Origin of the sequence: Zhouia amylolytica AD3 (genome assembly GCF_000511935.2) — a bacterium.
In the GTDB taxonomy this organism is placed as follows: Bacteria; Bacteroidota; Bacteroidia; order Flavobacteriales; family Flavobacteriaceae; genus Zhouia; species Zhouia amylolytica.
Map to the genome: position 1 here is coordinate 1 of NZ_AYXY01000022.1, position 15,762 is coordinate 15,762.

General features: G+C 37.4%; 15 protein-coding genes. 7 read left to right on the plus strand and 8 right to left on the minus strand.

The features are described from left to right. Window positions 1-61: 61 nt before the first annotated feature. From nqrF to P278_RS09825, 6 genes are read right to left on the minus strand one after another with little or no spacing between them, the layout of a single operon-like run. Window positions 62-1,354: an NADH:ubiquinone reductase (Na(+)-transporting) subunit F gene (gene nqrF, locus P278_RS09800; RefSeq protein ID WP_038266052.1), complete on the minus strand. Its 1,293-nt coding sequence runs from the start codon at window positions 1,352-1,354 to the stop codon at window positions 62-64. A gap of 21 nt (window positions 1,355-1,375) precedes the next feature. Then, window positions 1,376-1,990, minus strand: coding sequence for an NADH:ubiquinone reductase (Na(+)-transporting) subunit E (gene nqrE / locus P278_RS09805; RefSeq protein ID WP_038266055.1), 615 nt, complete (start codon window positions 1,988-1,990; stop codon window positions 1,376-1,378). Window positions 1,991-2,018: 28 nt separating this feature from the next. Continuing rightward, window positions 2,019-2,741, minus strand: coding sequence for an NADH:ubiquinone reductase (Na(+)-transporting) subunit D (locus P278_RS09810; RefSeq protein ID WP_038266056.1), 723 nt, complete (start codon window positions 2,739-2,741; stop codon window positions 2,019-2,021). A 5-nt stretch (window positions 2,742-2,746) separates the two neighbouring features. Beyond that, the gene (gene nqrC, locus P278_RS09815) at window positions 2,747-3,469 is read right to left on the minus strand and encodes an NADH:ubiquinone reductase (Na(+)-transporting) subunit C (protein ID WP_038266057.1); all 723 of its coding nucleotides are present in this window, start codon (window positions 3,467-3,469) and stop codon (window positions 2,747-2,749) included. Window positions 3,470-3,471: 2 nt separating this feature from the next. Beyond that, window positions 3,472-4,629 carry an NADH:ubiquinone reductase (Na(+)-transporting) subunit B gene (locus tag P278_RS09820; RefSeq protein WP_038266060.1) on the minus strand — a complete coding sequence of 386 codons (1,158 nt, stop codon included), beginning with the start codon at window positions 4,627-4,629 and terminating at the stop codon, window positions 3,472-3,474. A 14-nt stretch (window positions 4,630-4,643) separates the two neighbouring features. After that, window positions 4,644-5,987, minus strand: coding sequence for a Na(+)-translocating NADH-quinone reductase subunit A (locus P278_RS09825; RefSeq protein ID WP_038266062.1), 1,344 nt, complete (start codon window positions 5,985-5,987; stop codon window positions 4,644-4,646). 157 nt (window positions 5,988-6,144) lie between these two features. Here P278_RS09825 and P278_RS09830 point away from each other — a divergent pair, with 157 nt between their 5' ends. The 5 genes from P278_RS09830 (at window position 6,145) to P278_RS09850 (ending at window position 11,037) form a co-directional block, all read left to right on the plus strand. After that, window positions 6,145-7,395, plus strand: coding sequence for a type IX secretion system plug protein (locus P278_RS09830; RefSeq protein ID WP_038266065.1), 1,251 nt, complete (start codon window positions 6,145-6,147; stop codon window positions 7,393-7,395). Next, window positions 7,392-8,498, plus strand: coding sequence for a DUF3667 domain-containing protein (locus P278_RS09835; protein WP_038266068.1), 1,107 nt, complete (start codon window positions 7,392-7,394; stop codon window positions 8,496-8,498). The genes P278_RS09830 and P278_RS09835 overlap by 4 nt, the downstream gene beginning before the upstream one ends. Before the next feature lie 4 nt (window positions 8,499-8,502). Next, on the plus strand, window positions 8,503-8,889 hold the full coding sequence (apaG, locus tag P278_RS09840) for a Co2+/Mg2+ efflux protein ApaG (RefSeq protein WP_038266536.1): 387 nt from the start codon (window positions 8,503-8,505) through the stop codon (window positions 8,887-8,889). Window positions 8,890-8,979: 90 nt separating this feature from the next. Next, entirely contained in the window at window positions 8,980-10,608 is a 1,629-nt protein-coding gene (gene pruA / locus P278_RS09845) for an L-glutamate gamma-semialdehyde dehydrogenase (protein ID WP_038266071.1), read from the plus strand. A 153-nt stretch (window positions 10,609-10,761) separates the two neighbouring features. Further along, the gene (locus tag P278_RS09850) at window positions 10,762-11,037 is read left to right on the plus strand and encodes a hypothetical protein (protein ID WP_038266073.1); all 276 of its coding nucleotides are present in this window, start codon (window positions 10,762-10,764) and stop codon (window positions 11,035-11,037) included. 3 nt (window positions 11,038-11,040) lie between these two features. Here P278_RS09850 and rsmG read toward each other — a convergent pair whose 3' ends face one another. Then, window positions 11,041-11,673, minus strand: a complete 633-nt coding sequence (gene rsmG, locus P278_RS09855; RefSeq protein WP_038266076.1) for a 16S rRNA (guanine(527)-N(7))-methyltransferase RsmG — start codon at window positions 11,671-11,673, stop codon at window positions 11,041-11,043. Between the two features lie 177 nt (window positions 11,674-11,850). On the opposite strand from rsmG, the gene P278_RS09860 reads away from it, so the two are divergent. Together P278_RS09860 and P278_RS09865 are read left to right on the plus strand one after the other, a co-directional pair. Then, window positions 11,851-12,951 (plus strand): fatty acid desaturase family protein, encoded by a 1,101-nt coding sequence (locus tag P278_RS09860; protein ID WP_038266078.1) that lies wholly within the window; start codon window positions 11,851-11,853, stop codon window positions 12,949-12,951. Window positions 12,952-12,982: 31 nt separating this feature from the next. Continuing rightward, window positions 12,983-14,170: a pyridoxal phosphate-dependent aminotransferase gene (locus P278_RS09865; RefSeq protein ID WP_038266081.1), complete on the plus strand. Its 1,188-nt coding sequence runs from the start codon at window positions 12,983-12,985 to the stop codon at window positions 14,168-14,170. Window positions 14,171-14,258: 88 nt separating this feature from the next. Here P278_RS09865 and P278_RS09870 read toward each other — a convergent pair whose 3' ends face one another. After that, the gene (locus P278_RS09870) at window positions 14,259-15,755 is read right to left on the minus strand and encodes a TrkH family potassium uptake protein (protein ID WP_235444278.1); all 1,497 of its coding nucleotides are present in this window, start codon (window positions 15,753-15,755) and stop codon (window positions 14,259-14,261) included. Window positions 15,756-15,762 lie beyond the last annotated feature (7 nt).

Consider the following 15,762-nt stretch of genomic DNA (forward strand, 5'->3'; position numbering starts at 1 on the left):
ACATACCAAATAAAAAAAGCCGATCTGACGATCGGCTTTTATATTTTATACTTTGACTTTATTATCCTCCAAAGTCGTCGAAACGAACATTTTCTGGTGGTACTCCAAAGTCATCACACATTTTTTCCACTGCTTTATTCATAAGTGGTGGTCCACAGAAGTAGAATTCTATATCTTCAGGAGCATCATGATGATTTAAATAATTATCAATTACTACCTGGTGAACAAATCCTACGAAACCATCACCTTCACCATCTAAACCATCTTTAACCTTCCAGTTATCTTCCTCTAAAGGTTCAGATAGCGCAATGTAAAATTTAAAGTTCGGGAATTCTCTTTCTAATTCTCTAAAGTGTTCCATGTAGAACAATTCACGTTTAGAACGACCTCCATACCAATAGGTAACTTTTCTACCTGTTTTTAAGGTTTTGAAAAGGTGGTATAAGTGCGAACGCATCGGTGCCATACCTGCACCACCACCAACATAAAGCATTTCAGAATCACTAGGATTGATGAAGAATTCACCGTAAGGTCCTGAAATAGTAACTTTATCTCCAGGTTTTCTCGCAAAAATATAAGATGAAGCAATACCAGGATTAACATCCATCCATCCATTTTTATTTCTATCCCATGGCGGTGTAGCAACACGAACATTCAACATGATCTCTCTTCCCTCTGCAGGATAAGAGGCCATTGAGTATGCACGTTCTACGGTTTCGGTATTTTTCATTACCAATGGCCAAAGGTTGAACTTATCCCATTCCATTTGGAATTTCTTAGGATCGTCGTGTTCCTCAGGGTGTGCAGTAATATCAACATCGGCATATTTAACTTCGCAAGGAGGAATTTCAATCTGAATATATCCACCTGGCTCGTAATCCATATCCTCAGGAATACGCACTACAAATTCCTTAATAAATGAAGCCACGTTATAGTTTCTTACAACCTCAGCTTCCCATTTTTTCACACCAAATACTTCTTCAGGCACTTCAATTACCATGTCTTGCTTCACTTTTACCTGGCATCCTAAACGCCAACCTTCAGCAAGTTCTTTTCTTGTAAAATGCGGTACTTCTGTAGGAAGTGGTTCTCCACCACCTTCTGTTACCACACACTTACATTGAATACAAGTACCTCCTCCACCACATGCAGAAGGCAAGAAGATTTTATTATTTCCAAGTGTAGTAAGTAAGGTTCCACCGGAAGATACTTCTACATCTTTTTCTCCATTAATTTTTAATGTTACAGGACCAGAAGGAACCAATTTGGCCTTTGCCCCTAGAAGAATAGCCACTAAAGCAAAAATCAATACTAAGAATACTACTAGACTGGCTAAGATTACTGAATAATCCATACTTTCTTTCTATAAACAGATTTATAATTTAATTCCCATAAAGCTCATGAAACCAAGTGCCATAAGCCCTGTAATAATAAAGGTTATACCCAACCCTCTTAAAGGAGCAGGAACATTTGAATAGGTGATTTTTTCACGAATAGCAGCGATCGCTAAAATCGCTAAAAACCATCCGATCCCAGATCCTAATCCATATACTGCTGCTTCCGAAACTGCGCTGAAGTCTTTTTGTTGCATAAACAACGAACCTCCTAAAATTGCACAGTTAACGGCGATAAGCGGAAGGAATATCCCTAGCGCTCCATATAGTGCCGGAGCGAACTTCTCTACAATCATCTCTACTAACTGCACCATTGATGCCACCACGGCAATAAACATAATTAACGAAAGGAAGCTAAGATCTATATTAGCGTATTCCTCACCCAACCATGCTAATGCACCCGGTCTAAGCAGGTAATTATCCAATAAATAGTTTAAAGGAACAGTTACAAACAAAACGAATATTACAGCCGCCCCAAGACCAACTGCAGTTTTAACTGTTTTAGATACTGCCAAGTAAGAACACATTCCTAAGAAATAGGCGAAAATCATGTTTTCGATAAATATGCTCCTAACAAATAAATTTACGTAATCCATTACTAAATATTTTTAATGTCTTGAGACTTTAGTTCTTTTCGATTAGCTTTCTGTTTCTAGAACGCTGAACCCATATAATAACCCCTACAGTAATCAATGCCATTGGAGATAACAACATCAAACCGTTGTTTTCGTAACCCAATGCATATAAACCGGTAGATTCTGCCATAGTAACACCCTTATGTCCTAATATCTCATACCCTAGCAATTTACCAGAACCCAAAAGTTCTCTGAAAAATGCAACAGCAATTAGAATCAGACCATATCCTGCAGCGTTACCTATACCATCCAAAAATGATTTCCACACACCATTACCCAAGGCAAATGCTTCCAGACGTCCCATTACAATACAGTTGGTAATAATTAAACCAACGAATACTGCAAGTTGTTTACTAACATCGTAAGCGAAAGCCTTTAGAATCTGATCAACCAGAATTACCAATGCAGCCACTACTACCAACTGAACGATAATTCGAATTCGGTTTGGTATCAAATTTCTGATAAGGGATATGATAATGTTACCAAATGCCATCACAAACATTACGGCAATAGCCATAACTATTGATGGTTTTAATTGAACTGTGATTGCCAGGGCAGAACATATCCCAAGGACCTGTACAGTAATCGGGTTGTTATCATTTAAAGGATCTGATAACAGTTCTCTGTTTTTCTTCGAAAAAAGAGGTTCCTTTTCTTCTCCTACAAAAAGAACCACCGGAGATTTTGAAGTCTTGTTTTTATCTTTTCCCATGACAATTATTTTATAGCCAGTTTAGAATTATTTTTCTCAAAATACGGTACGTAATGTAACAGACGCTCTTTAATCATATCTGTCACTCCATCTCCAGTAATGGTTGCTCCTGAAATAGCATCAACTGCATTATCATCTTTATCATTACCACCACTATATCCTTTTTGAACAGCTATTCCGACAAGCTCGTCATTAGCATTAAAAATCTTTTCATTCACAAAACGCTCCTGAAACCAAGATTGAGTTATTTCAGCTCCAAGTCCTGGTGTTTCACCTGCGTGATCGAAAATTGTTCCTTTCACGGTGTTCATATCTTCTTTTAAAGATATATAACCCCAGATTGCATTCCAAAGTCCAGCTCCTCTCAATGGCACGATATAAAATTTCTCACCATCTACATCAGCTACGAACAGTGGAAATCTTTGCTCTTCCACAGGCTTCTTAAGCTCTTTGTTAAGTTCTATTTTAAAAGCATCTACACTTTCATCCACCGTTCCGTCTGCCTTAAGAGAAAGCTCTTCTTTAATGAATTCATCATATTTAGCCTGAGCTCCATCTCTTTCAACTTCGACACCGATGGTATGCAAAATACTTTGCATTTTTTCGTTTCTTACATTCTCTTGCTGACGTGGTTTTAATGACACTGCTGTAAATGATAATACGGAAGCCACTATCACAACCATTATCGCCGCAAATGAAAATATATATATATTACTATCTCTGTTCATCGTTATGCTGTTTTAACTTTTGCTGCCTCCAGACGCTTCTTTCTTCTTTTAACGTTTGCCTCAATCACATAATGATCGATTGTTGGAGCAAAGACATTCATTAATAAAATAGCAAGCATTACACCTTCCGGATACGCAGGGTTAAATACTCGAATCATGATACAAAAGATTCCGACTAATATCCCGTAGATCCATTTCCCTTTAAAGGTTTGTGCGGCAGACACAGGGTCTGTTGCCATAAATACAATACCAAAAGCAAAACCACCTACCATTAAGTGTTGATACCAAGGGAAACTCATTAATGCATTAACACCCCAAAGATTGAATAGAAGTCCCATAAATGCAGCTCCTATAATTCCTCCTATCATAATTCTCCAGCTACCTACCCCGGTAAGTATTAATATAGCGGCACCTACAAGGATCCATAAGGTTGACGTTTCTGCTATCGAACCTGGAATAGATCCGGCAAACATGCTCCACATATCATAACCTGCATCTCTTCCGGCTGCCAAACTACCAAGAATAGTTTCTCCTGAAATTGCGTCTACATTCGTTGCTTCTGAAACCCATACTTTGTTACCAGACATATAAGTCGGATATGCAAAAAATGCAAATGCTCTTGCCGTTAGTGCAGGATTCAAAATATTCATTCCTGTTCCACCGAAGGCTTCTTTACCGATTAAAACAGCAAATGCAACTGATACAGCTACCATCCATAACGGAATATCAACTGGCATGATCATCGGAATTAACAACCCGGTAACCAAATACCCTTCATTAACCTCGTGACCTCTATAAATTGCAAAAGCGAATTCTATTGCTAAACCTACCACATAAGAAACAACAATCATTGGAACTATTTTGGCAGCTCCATGAAGAAACGCATCCATAAAAGTGAATGACTCTCCTAATTGGGTGAAATGTTGATATCCGGTATTATAAATTCCATAAATCAATGCAGGTAATAAGGCGATGACCACTGTAATCATCGTTCTTTTTAAGTCTACTGCATCTCTTATGTGAGCACCTTTTTTAGTGGTATGATTAGGTACAAAAAGAAAAGTATCGAATGCATTTACGGCTGGCGCAAACTTCTCCCACTTTTCGCCTTTTCCGAAAGGCTTCTTAAGTTGATCTAATTTATTTCTTAAAAAACTCATAGTTACTTATTTGTTTAACCAACTTCTTTGATCATTAAGTCCAACGCTCCTCGAATAATTGATTGTGCCTCTAACTTAGAAGTAGATGTATAATCAATTAATGCAAAATCTTCAGGAGCAACTTCATAGATACCAAGATTTTCCATCTTCTCGATATTCCCAATCATACATTCTTTAATCAGTTGCATCGGGTAAATATCTATAGGCATTACTTGTTCCATTTCTCCGGTAACAACTAAAGCTCTTTCTTCTCCGTTCAGGTTTGCATTCACCTTATATTTCTTATTTGGGAATAACCATGCCAAAGAAGTTCTGGACATACTTGGAATATTATTGTCCTTAAATGGCAACCAACCGAAGATACGATACTCATTCCCTTCAGGAATCAGTGTAACTGTATTATGATAATAGCCAACAGCAGCATTGTTTCCTATTTTATCTCCTGTAAGAACATCTCCGCTGATAATTCTAACAGAAGCAGGAACAGCTCCAATAACATCTTTAACGTTACTTCCTATCTTAACTTTGAAATACTGTGCTTTAGGAGCTTCAGTACCAGCTACAGCAAGAACTCTGGTAGCTTCAAATTTACCGGTCCTGAATAAGGATCCAATAATTGCTACGTCTTCAGGGTTAACAACCCATACACGTTCTCCTGCGTTAATAGGATCTATGTGATGTATTTGTACTCCAACATTCCCCGCAGGGTGTGGCCCGGAAACTTTATGGATTTCAACCCCGCTAACTTCATTCAAAAATGAATTAGCATTTTTGTCTACAGACAAATGGGTTTTACCCGTTGTTAGTTTTGACAATGCATCTATCCCTGCCTGGAAGTCTTCTTTTCTATCTTTCAGAATAAACTCGATATCTGCTGCTAAAGGAGCAGAAGCGTACGCTGAAATAAAGATAGCTTTAGGACTGTCTTCAGGATTAGCAATCACATCATACGGACGTTGCTTGATAAACGGCCAACATCCGGATTCTAACAAATGAGTCTTTATCTCCTCTGAAGAAAGATCAGCTGGGTTTTTCACCCCAAATTCTTTGTAATCATCTGTTGCATCTGCATCGATGATCACCTCAAGAATCTTTCTTTTAGCTCCTCTTTTTACCTCGGAGATCGTTCCGCTCACCGGAGTTACAAATTTTACCGAATCGCTATACTTAGAAAAGAAAATCACATCTCCTGCTTTAACAGCATCACCTGGTTTTACAACCATTTTAGGAGTTACATTGTGAAAATCGGTAGGTTTTATAGCGAAGGTTTTAGATCTAGGCACATCAGAAATCAGTCTTTCTGCCTCGCCTTTAAGCTTTAAATTTAAGCCTTTCTTAATCTTAATGTCATTTGACATACTACTCGTCTAATTGAAATCAGGTTAATTCAAAATCGCTGCAAATTTATGAATTAAAAGATTCTTTCCATAATAAAAGGCTACATTTTTCGGGTTCGACAACACAGCTTATCAAAGTATTCTTTTTAACTATATTTGACAGTTAAAGTTCAAAATCATGAAACACCTACTGATAATACTATTATTCACCCTTCATAACCCCCTATTAACACAAGCTCAAAAACAAAAAGAAGTTGCACCTCCCGATTACATCAAAACCATTATATTTAAAGGAAGTAACGAGGCTGACCAGTTTCCCATAGTGAGGCTAAACGACCTAATCACCCTCACTTTTGACGACCTGTATGCTGACGAAGCGGACTACTATTATAAAATTGAACATTGCGACTTCGACTGGAAGCCTTCTGACATTGTGAAATCTCAATACTTAAAAGGCCTTGACAACCAGCGCATCACAAATTACCGTAATTCTGTTGCAACTCTAAAACCCTACACGCATTACGAACTAAAAATCCCAAACCAGCAAACCAGGGTAACACGGAGTGGCAACTACATTTTAAAAATATTTAACAGTTATGACGAACTCATGTTTTCGAGAAGATTCATCGTGTATCAAAACGCTGTTAGCGTAGGGGTTACGATCAAAACATCGCGGGATTTAAACCTCATCAATTCAAAACAAGTAGTACAATATACGGTCAACACCAACAACCTAAACATCGTAAACCCACAACAAGAACTTAAAACCGTGATTCTTAAAAACTACCATTGGGACACCGCAATTAAAAACATCAAACCTCAGTTTATATCGGGAAATCAATACACCTATAAATACGATAAGGAAACTGCATTTAATGGCGGTAATGAATATTTATATTTTGAAAACAAGGACATACGGGTTCCTGCGAATAAAATCAGACACGTTGAACTAAACGACATTTACGAACATCACCTATATACCGACGAAGATCGCAGCAATCAACTCTACACCTACAATCCTGACATTAACGGAGACTATAGAATTTCGTCTTTAGAAAGCGAAAACAGCTACCAGGCAGATTATGCCAATGTTCATTTCAGCATCCCTTACGAGAATAAACTTGGCTTTAACCAGGTGTATATTTACGGGAAGTTTAATAATTATGAATTGTCAGAAGAAAACAAGTTAGCGTACAATGAGGAGCACAACTTAATGGAGGGTAGCATCCTACTCAAACAAGGGTTTTACAACTATAAATATATTCTCGTTGATGAAGAAGGAAAAAAAGATCTCCATTATTTTAGTGGAAATCATTCAGAAACGGAAAACGAATATTTAGTTATTGTCTATTATCGTAATTTTGGTCAGAATTATGACAGTGTCATTGGAATCGGATCAGCCAACTCAACTAACATAACCAAACAATGAGCATACCTTCAGAATACAAAGGGAGATACCAATTAAAGTACAGAGGCAACCAATGCCTAAACTGCAATCATCCACTTGATTTGAGTGATAAATACTGTCCGCATTGCTCTCAAATGAATTCTACCAAGAAGATCACCTTCAAAGATTTAATCATAGAATTTTTCGGATCTATTATCTCTTACGATTCCAGATTCAGAAAAACTATGAGTTCCCTACTATTCAAACCAGGTAAGATTACCAGGGAGTACATTTCAGGAAAGCGTATGACTTACGCCAACCCATTTAGGTTTTTTCTTAGTGCGGCCATTATATATGCCTTTGTTTTTGGGTTCACCAGGGATTTCTCTGATTTAGATCTCGCAATGGAAGACCAAAACTTTATCAACATTGTTAACTCAAATGATTCCAGAGAAAGAGATTCAATTTTTGCTGAAAAAGATGAAAAACCATTAAAGGAAGCAAGCACTCTATTAGCCTCTAATCTAAAAAAGAGAGACTTTATCACGCTTAAAAATCCGAAAAAAACCTTCGACTCTATCAACAACATGCCATCTTCATTAAATCGCTTTATCTATAAAGCAGGACTGTTTGAAAGAGGAATTAATAATAAATATTTTTTCACCTACCAAAAAGCATTAGATACATTACAAATAGATTCAAGTTTTGAGAACAAGCTCTCTTTTAACGTAGCCCATAGCATCGTAAGAATAGAGCGACAACCCGGAACTTTTGTAAACACTCTTATTTCAAGAGTTCCGTTTATGATATTCTTTTTCCTTCCGGTGTTTGCGGTATTCATCTGGTTGCTATATTTAAGAAGAAATTTCACCTATATGGATCATTTGGTTTTTAGTTTTCACACTCAAACCACTTTCATCATACTTATTACGATTGCCTTTATAATTGACAATATCGCAGAACTTTCAGCGATATCTATTGCCCTGATCTTGTTTCTCTTATACCTTTATAAGGCCATGCGAAACTTTTATCAGCAAGGTAGATTTAAAACTATTGTTAAATTCACCATTTTAAACTCATTTTTTTTTATTTTAGCAGTTATTGCTATAACTATCTTGTTTTTAGCAAGCGCAATTACCTATTAAAATGATGGTTACACAGATCACAAAAGGCATTAAAATCTCTGTAGAGACTAGTTTTGAAGGAACCTTCTTCAAAAACCAGCACATTAACTTTGCCTTTGGATATAAGATCACCATTGAAAATCAAGGTAAAGACACGGTTCAACTCACTGCCCGGCACTGGCAAATTTTTGATTCACTCAATGACATTGAAGTGGTAGATGGTGAGGGAGTTATCGGAAAAAAACCTGTATTAAAACCAGGCGAGACCCACACCTACAGTTCCGGCTGCTTATTAATCTCTCCAATTGGCTCTATGCGAGGCTATTACGATATGGTAAATTTCACATCAACCAGAAAATTCCGGGTTTACATTCCCACCTTTAAGCTCTACGCTCCTTTTGCTTTAAACTAACCACAACCTTTTGGTTGTTTTTGTTTTTCAAACGTTTGAGGTTTATTACCTTTGGCCAAAATTATATAAACAGTAAAAATAGAGTTAATTATGTCAAAAGGTTTTTTCCATGTTCCTAAGGCTGTAAACGAGCCAGTAAGGTCATATGCTCCGGGTACTCCTGAAAGAGAGTCCGTTTTGAAACAATATAAAGAATTCTACAACAGTAAAGTAGATGTTCCGCTTTATATCAATGGAGAAGAAATTAGAACAGGTAATACCAGGACCATGTCTCCCCCACATGAGCATCAACATATATTAGGCGAGTATCATCTTGCTGAAAAATCACATGTAGATAAAGCTATAAGTACTGCGCTTGAAGCCAGAGAAAAATGGGCTAACCTTTCATGGGAGCAAAGAACTGCCATCTTTTTAAAAGCTGCAGATTTAATCGCGGGTCCTTACAGAGACAAAATGAATGCTGCAACCATGCTTGCGCAATCAAAAAATATTTTTCAGGCTGAAATAGACTCAGCTTGTGAGATCGTTGATTTTTTACGTTTCAACGTTGAGTACATGACTCAAATTTACAACGATCAACCAATTTCTTCGGAAGGAATTTGGAATCGAGTTGAATACCGTCCACTAGAAGGGTTTGTTTACGCTGTATCTCCATTCAACTTTACTGCTATTGCGGGTAACCTACCTACAAGTGCAGCGTTGATGGGTTGTGTGGTTGTATGGAAGCCTAGCGACAGTCAGATATACTCAGCAAAAGTGATCGTCGATGTTTTAAAAGAAGCTGGTGTTCCTGACGGAGTTATCAATGTTGTATATGGAGATCCTGAAATGATTACAGATACGGTATTGGCAAGTCCTGACTTTGCTGGAATCCACTTTACCGGATCAACAACAGTATTTAAAAACATCTGGCAAAAAATCGGAAACAACATTCACAACTACAAGACTTATCCTAGAATCGTAGGTGAAACTGGTGGTAAGGATTTCATCATTGCTCACCCTTCATCAACACCTAAGCAGGTGGCAACTGCCATTTCCAGAGGTGCCTTTGAATTTCAGGGACAAAAATGTAGTGCCGCATCGAGAGTTTACCTTCCTAAGTCAATAGCTCAGGAAGTATTAGATTTCGTAAAAGAAGATGTAGCCTCTTTCAAAATGGGATCACCAGAAGACATGAGTAATTTTATTACTGCTGTTATCCACGAAGGTTCTTTCAATAAACTTGAGAGCTACATTAACAAAGCCAAGGAGAGTAATGAAGCTGATGTTATTATCGGTGGTCATTGCGACAAATCTACTGGTTATTTTGTTGAGCCAACCGTAATATTAACCACGAATCCTCAGTATGAAACAATGACAACTGAGCTTTTCGGACCGGTTGTAACAGTTTACGTATACGAGGATGATCAATGGAGTGAAACCTTGAAATTGGTTGATCAGACTTCTGAATACGCCCTTACGGGAGCTATCTTCTCCAATGATCGCTACACAATAGAGGAAGCGACTCAGGCACTTCAAAATTGCGCTGGTAACTTTTATATTAATGACAAGCCGACTGGAGCTGTTGTAGGACAACAACCATTTGGTGGAGCGAGAGCATCAGGAACCAATGACAAAGCTGGTTCTCCATTGAACCTTTTACGTTGGGTTTCTCCTAGATTAATTAAAGAGACCTTTGTTACACCTGTAGATTACAGATATCCTTTCTTAGGAGAATAAAAACATAAATTCATTTCAAAAAAGCCCGGTTTAACCGGGCTTTTTTTTATTTAAGGAAACATAATCAAGATCTTCTTATGTAAATTTAACGTTAATTAATTGTAAACTTAATGTTTATTACGTAATTTAAAGGTGTTGAAAAATCCCTTAATTATGGAAACAAATGACAAATATTGTATTGTAAACATTAAATACACCGTCTTTGAAAAAAATTTGGAAGGCGAAGATTTCCACATAGAAGAAAACTCAAAAAAAATAGTACTTTCCGACGCAATTAAGGACATCAATGAAGAGTTTCAACAAATAGAAAACTTCCTTAAAAAACAACATCAAAAGGAAGCTACATCGATGTTTTCCAGAATAAAAAAGTACATCAGGCATCATCTTTATACCTGGAAAAATGAATACTATGAGTTGTTGAAAATTTAAAACCTATTTATATTTCATAGGCAGGTATACTACTTTTTTGGTTTCAAAGAAAGGTTCATCAAAGTAATCCTTTAGCTGGAACAGCTTCACCGTTTCGTACACCTCCAATTCTTCAGTCAAATCGCCTCCTTTCAGGTATAGTATTCCGTTTTTCAATTTGTGTTTCTGGGATTTCGCTATTTTCCCTCTTACCCATTTTACAAAATCAGGCATATTGGTAACCGCCCTACTCACGATAAAATCAAATTGAGCTTTCACTTTATTAGCCCTGATATGTTCTGCTTTGACATTCTTCAACCCCAGCGCTTCTGCAACCCCTTGAACTACTTTTATTTTTTTACCTATCGCATCTATCAGGTAAAAATCAGTTTCCGGAAAAAGAATTGCCAGAGGAATTCCCGGAAAACCTCCACCGGTTCCAACATCCAGCACTTTAGATCCTGGCACAAATGGCTGAACCTTTGCGATTCCCAGTGAATGCAACACATGCCTTTCATACAACTGATCTATATCCTTTCTCGAAATTACATTTATTTTAGCGTTCCATTCTTTATATAAATCTTCCAGCTGATTGAATTGATTTTGTTGAATTTCCGTTATTTCAGGAAAGTATTTTAATATAAGTTCTGTAGACATGCATGAAAATTTTAACAAAAGTACCATTTTGTTGGCTTAAGTTTAGAATAAAATATACTTATTAACCAGTTATAATTTTTATTTTTGGCCCCATAATACATTTAGACCGGTCAATAATAATCTGGCAGATGCGTTATATTGAAAATGATTTGTAGAAGAAGAGATTAACTTATTATTATGAATACACCCACAATTAGATTCTCAAGAAGAGACAAGACGCAGTTTTTTAAAACGCTTAACAAAAGAGTAAACAGTTATTTTAAAGAACAGAATATAAAGAAAACAGGAAACTGGAAGTTATACTTTAAGACCATTATCATGTTCTTAATCTTCCTTACTCCTTACTTTTTAATTTTAACCATAGACATGAATCAATGGTTACAATTACTATTGACCATTGTAATTGGTATTGGAATGGCCGGTGTTGGGATGAACGTTATGCACGACGGTAATCACGGCTCTTATTCTTCCAAACCATGGCTTAATAAAATAATGGGTAGCAGTATTTACATCCTGGCAGGAAATGTATACAACTGGAAAGTACAACACAATGTATTACACCATACTTACACAAACATTCACGGACATGATGAGGATCTTGATGCCGGAAGAATTATTCGTTTTACAAAACATGCCGAATGGCATAGATTCCATAAGTTTCAACATTACTATTCCGTATTCTTATATGGATTGTTAACTCTTAATTGGGCTATCACAACGGACTTTAAACAAATGAGAAACTATCTTAAGAGAAAACTTTCATACGGTAAGTTCCCAAGTCCGGCTAAAGAATGGAGTGTACTTGTTATCACCAAAATCATTTACATGACTATTTGGATCGTATTACCAATGCTTATCCTCGACATTGCCTGGTGGAAGGTTCTTATCGGATTCTTTGCTATGCACTATACTGCAGGATTGATCTTAAGTATCGTTTTTCAATTGGCACATGTTGTTGAAGAAGTTGAAACCCCTCTTCCTGAGGAAGATGGTTCTATACAAAATACCTGGGCTATTCACCAGTTATTTACCACAGCAAACTTCTCTACCAAGAACAAAATCGTTAATTGGTTTACAGGTGGTCTTAACCACCAGGTAGAGCATCATATTTTCCCTAACATCAGTCATATACATTACACAAATATTTCTAAAATTGTTAGAGAAACAGCGAAAGAGTTCAATCTACCTTACAACGAGTACAGAAGTACAAGAAAAGCTATAATTTCGCATTTCAAACACCTTAAAGAATTAGGTAGAAAGCCAAAGATGGCATATTAATTAAATCAAATTAAAGCTGAATTAACCACCAATGAAAGAGCATTTATCAGAGCGTGTAGTAAATATGGCTACATCTGCTACGCTAGCTATGGCTGCAAAAGCCAGAGAACTTAAAGCTGAAGGAAAAGATATTATAGGCTTAAGTTTAGGTGAACCGGATTTCAATATTCCGGAATTTATCAAAGAAGCTGCTAAAGAAGCTATCGATCAAAATTACAGCAGCTACCCACCGGTAGATGGATATGCTGACCTTAAGCAGGCTATTATCAATAAATTTAAAAGAGATAACAATCTAACATACACTCCTAACCAAATTGTTGTTTCTACAGGAGCTAAGCAATCGCTTGCGAATGTAGCTCTTGCAATGATCAATCCAGGAGACGAAGTTATCTTACCTGCACCTTATTGGGTTAGTTATTCTGAAATTGTAAAGTTAGCCGAAGGGATTCCTGTAGAAGTTTCAACTTCTATAGAAAATGATTTTAAAATGACAGCGGAACAATTGGAGGCTGCCATTACCCCTAAAACTAAAATGCTTTGGTATAGCTCTCCTTGTAATCCATCAGGTTCGGTTTACAGTAAGGAAGAGCTGGAGGCCATTGCGGCTGTTTTAAGAAAGCACCCGGACATCTATATCGTTTCTGACGAGATTTACGAACATATTAATTTCGGAGAAGGTCATACGAGTATTGCCGAAATTGACGGGATGTACGATCGTACCATTACTGTTAATGGTGTATCTAAAGCGTTTGCTATGACCGGATGGCGAATTGGTTTTATCGGTGCTCCTGAGTTTGTTGCCCGAGCTTGTAATAAAATACAAGGACAGGTAACCAGTGGCGCAAATGCTATCGGACAACGAGCTACTATTGCAGCTCTTGATGCTCCGGTAAGTAAAATCCAATTCATGATAGACGAATTCAAGAAAAGACGTGATTTAGTTTTAGGACTTCTTGAAGAAATCGAAGGATTTAAACTTAATGTACCTGAAGGTGCTTTTTATGTATTTCCTGACATCTCATCCTTCTTTGGTAAAACGGTAAAAGGAAGAAAAATAAACAACGCATCTGATTTCGCTATGCTCCTTCTTGAGGAAGCCAATGTAGCGACCGTAACAGGTGAAGCATTCGGTGATCCAAATTGCATTAGAATATCTTATGCTGCTTCAGAAAAAGAATTAAGAGAAGCAATTGGCAGAATTAAAGAAGCATTGTCATAGTTTCCGGATCTTATAAAATTAAAAAAGCCTTGTTTCTACGAAACAAGGCTTTTTTTATATATACTCTTAAGAAGCTATCTCTCTATTACTATGTTCGTTTCCAGAAATAAGGTGTCATCAGTATTAACACTGTAAATAATTCAAGCCTACCCAATAACATCAAAAATGAACACCACCACTTGCCCAGGTCCGGTAAGCTATTAAAGTTAGCCAAAGGGTGTAACTGACCAAAGGCAGGACCAACATTTCCTAAGGAAGAAGCTGCACCACCGATCGCCGTTTCAAAATCAAGACCTAAAAATCCCAGCACCAGAGCACCTATTATAAACAATAACATATATAAGATAAAAAAGCCTAATATGTTGTATATGATGTTCTCTGTAACCATTTTTCGATTATAACGAACCGGAATCACGGCATTTGGATGCAATGTTCTTTTAAACTCCAGCAATCCATTTTTTATCATCAACATGTGCCTTACCACCTTAACACCTCCTGAGGTAGATCCTGCAGACCCTCCCAAAAACATCAGGCCAAAGAAAAACACTGTTAAAAAGGTAGTCCAACTGGTAAAATCAGCGGTAACGAAGCCCGTAGTCGTCACCACAGAAATTACTTGAAACAAGGCATGTCTAAAGGCACTCTCTCCTTCTCCCCAGACCATCGGATGGTATTCACTTAACTCTACATTAGCCTGGAAATATACCACTAATGCCGAAATAACAGTAAATGCAATTATAAATCTGAAATAGTATTTAAACTCATCATCCTTAATAACCCTTTGAATTTTTCCTTTAAAGGCAAAGTAACTCAAGACGAAGTTCGTACCTGCCAAAAACATAAAAAGTATTACTATATATTGGATAATTGGGCTATGATTCCAGTGAGCAAGACTGGCATTCTTAGTAGAAAAACCACCTGTTGACAAGGTTGCCATCGAATGATTAACAGCGTCGAAGAAACTCATTCCAGCCAGTTTTAACAGTAAGGTTTCCGCCAATGTATAGCCAACATAAATCAACCATAAACGCTTTGCTGTATCCGTAATCCTGGGGTGCAGTTTATCGGCACTTGGACCCGGTGCTTCTGCAGCGAAGAGCTGCATTCCTCCTATCCCCAGCAACGGCAAAATCGCAATTGCCAGTACAATAATCCCCATTCCCCCAATCCAATGAGTCATGCTACGCCAGAATAGAATACCCTCCGGCAAAGACTCAATATCATCCAGTATTGATGCTCCGGTAGTGGTATAACCACTCATGGTCTCAAAAAACGCATTGGTAATATCGGGAATTGCTCCTGTAAATAAATAGGGAAGCATCCCGGTAATTGTCATGAAAACCCATCCAAAGGTCACTACCATATACCCTTCACGCTTTTTAATCTCCTTTTTATGCTCTTTGGTAGCAAACATAAAAAGCGTACCCAAAAGGGTGGTGCTTATTCCGGCAAAAGACATTTCCAGGGTAACCCCATCCTTATAGATAGCGCTGACAACAGAGGCCAACAGCATGAACACTCCATTACAGAGCATCAACAATCCCATTAAGTGAAAAATGATTTTGGTATTCAGCCTTTTTGCCATTACCTAG